Annotated in this window: 2 protein-coding genes; both read left to right on the top strand. The window is 71.3% G+C overall.

Annotation, left to right across the window (positions count from 1 at the left end):
* Window positions 1-206: acyl carrier protein (locus Dsi01nite_RS56765; RefSeq protein ID WP_239137311.1), on the top strand; the 206-nt coding region annotated here is incomplete at its 5' end.
* A partial coding sequence (locus tag Dsi01nite_RS56760) for a condensation domain-containing protein (RefSeq protein WP_203854862.1) occupies window positions 203-2,286 on the top strand: 2,084 nt, incomplete at its 3' end. The genes Dsi01nite_RS56765 and Dsi01nite_RS56760, both read left to right, overlap by 4 nt.

Raw genomic sequence — 2,286 nt, 5'->3', positions numbered from 1 at the left:
CCCGCGTCACCACCCGGATCCGGACGAGGTTCGGTGTCGAGCTGCCGCTGGCGGCCGTGTTCGAGCTGCCGACCGTCCGTGAGCTGGCGGCCACGATCGAGGCCGCCATCCTGGCCGAGATCGAACAGATGTCGGACGAAGAAGTCCACCAAAGTCTTGAGCGGCATTCGGAAGCGCGACGCGACGAGGACGGGGTTTCTCAATGACCATGTCTGCTGCTGATCTTCTGCGCGAGCTGGAGAGCCGGGGGGTCCGACTTCATCTCGTTGGCGGTCGGCTGCGGGTGACGGCGCCGCGGGACACCCTCACCAAGGAGCTCCAGGACCTCCTGCAGCTGCATCGTGCCGCGGTGGTCGAGCTGCTCGAGGCCGGCGCCGGCGCGCGGGACGGGCGCATCCCGCCCGCCGACCGCGACGGACGGCTGCCGCTGTCGTTCGCGCAGCGGCGGCTGTGGTTCCTGCACAAGATGGACCCGGACTCCGCCGACTACAACGTCTCGGTGCAGATCCAGGTGCTCGGCGAGCTCGACCTCGCGGCGCTGAACGCGGCGCTGGGCGCGCTGGTCGAGCGGCACGAGGTGCTGCGGACGCGGCTGGTCACGGCCGACGACGGGCTGCCGTGCCAGGCCGTCGACGCGCCGAGCCCGATCGAGCTCGCGTGCGTCGACCTGTCCGGCGAGCCGATGCCCTGGGCCGCGGCCGAGCACCTGGTCGCCGGGGACCGGGCCGCGTCCTTCGACCTGGCCACCGGCCCGCTGTTCCGGGCCTCGCTGTACCGGCTCACGGCCGAGCAGCACGTCCTGAGCATCTGCCTGCACCACGTGGTCGCGGACGAGTGGTCAGTCGCCATCATCCGGCGCGAGATCCGGCAGCTGTACCAGGCGTTCCGGGCGGGCGAGGAGTCGCCGCTGGCGCCGCTGCCGGTGCAGTACGCCGACTTCGCCGTGTGGCAGCGGCAGTGGCTCTCGGGCGAGATCCTCGACAGCCAGCTCGGCTACTGGCGCGACCGGCTGGCCGGCGCCCCGACGTTGGAGCTGCCGACGGATCGGCCGCGGCCCGCGGTCCGTTCGTCGGCCGGCAACATGATCAAGTTCGACATACCCGAGGCGGTCACGGCCGGCCTGGAGGACCTGTCGCGGCGCAGCGGCGCGACGATGTTCATGACCCTCCTGACGGTGTACACCCTGGTGCTGAGCCGCTACAGCGGTCAGGACGACATCGTGGTGGGTACGCCGATCGCGAACCGCAACCGGGCTGAGACCGAGGGTTTGATCGGGTTCTTCGTCAACACCTTGGCGTTGCGTGTGGATCTGTCGGGCGATCCGACGTTCGAGGAGCTGCTGGGTCGGGTTCGGCAGACGGCGTTGGATGCGTACGGGCACCAGGACGTGCCGTTCGAGCAGCTGGTCGACGAGCTGGTGACCGAGCGGGACCGGTCCCGGACGCCGCTGTTCCAGGTGCTGTTCAACTACTTCCCGGAGACCGCGCTGTCCGACGTGCCGGGCGGCGTGGTGGCCAAGTTCGACCTGCGGCTGGTCGTCGGCGAGGACCGCGGCCGGCTCTCGGCCGGCGTCGAGTACGCCACGGCGCTGTTCGACCGGGCGGCGGTCCAGCGGCTGGTCGGCCACGTCCTGGAGCTGCTCGGCGCGGTCGCCGCGGACGGCGGCCGCCGACTGTCGGCGCTTCCCCTGCTGAGCGCCGCCGAGCGCGCGGAGCTGGTCCGCTGGAACGAGACCGCCGCGGCCCTGCCCGGCGCGGCCGGGGTGCACGAGCTCATCGGCGGCTCGGACGCGGTCGCGGTGTCGGCGGGCGGGGTGGAGCTGACCTACGCCGACCTGCAGGACCGGTCGAACCAGCTGGCGCGCGTGCTGCGGGCGGTCGGGGTCGGGCCGGAGTCGGTGGTGGGCGTTGCGGTCGGGCCTGGCGTCGACGCGGCGGTGTTGATTGTGGCGGTGTGGAAGGCCGGCGGTGCGTATGTGCCGTTGGATGCGGGTCTTCCGGCGGCGCGTTTGGTGGACATGTTGGGTCAGGCGCGGGTGTCGGTGGTGCTGGGTTCGTCGGATCTGGTGGATGAGCTGCCTGTGGGTCGCTTGCGTACCGTGGTCATCGACGACCCGGCCACCGAGGCGTGGCTGTCGATGATGCCGGCCGTCCCGCCGTCGCTGACGGTGCGCCCGGATCAGGTGGCGTATGTGATGTTCACGTCGGGTTCGACGGGTCGTCCGAAGGGTGTGCAGGTCACGCACGGGGGCCTGTTGGCCTACGTCACCGGGGTGATGGACCGCCT

This window comes from Dactylosporangium siamense, from assembly GCF_016862795.1.
Classification (GTDB): domain Bacteria; phylum Actinomycetota; class Actinomycetes; order Mycobacteriales; family Micromonosporaceae; genus Dactylosporangium; species Dactylosporangium siamense.
The sequence above is the reverse complement of the archived record's forward strand: the minus strand, read 5'-3'. Positions and strand labels throughout refer to the sequence as shown.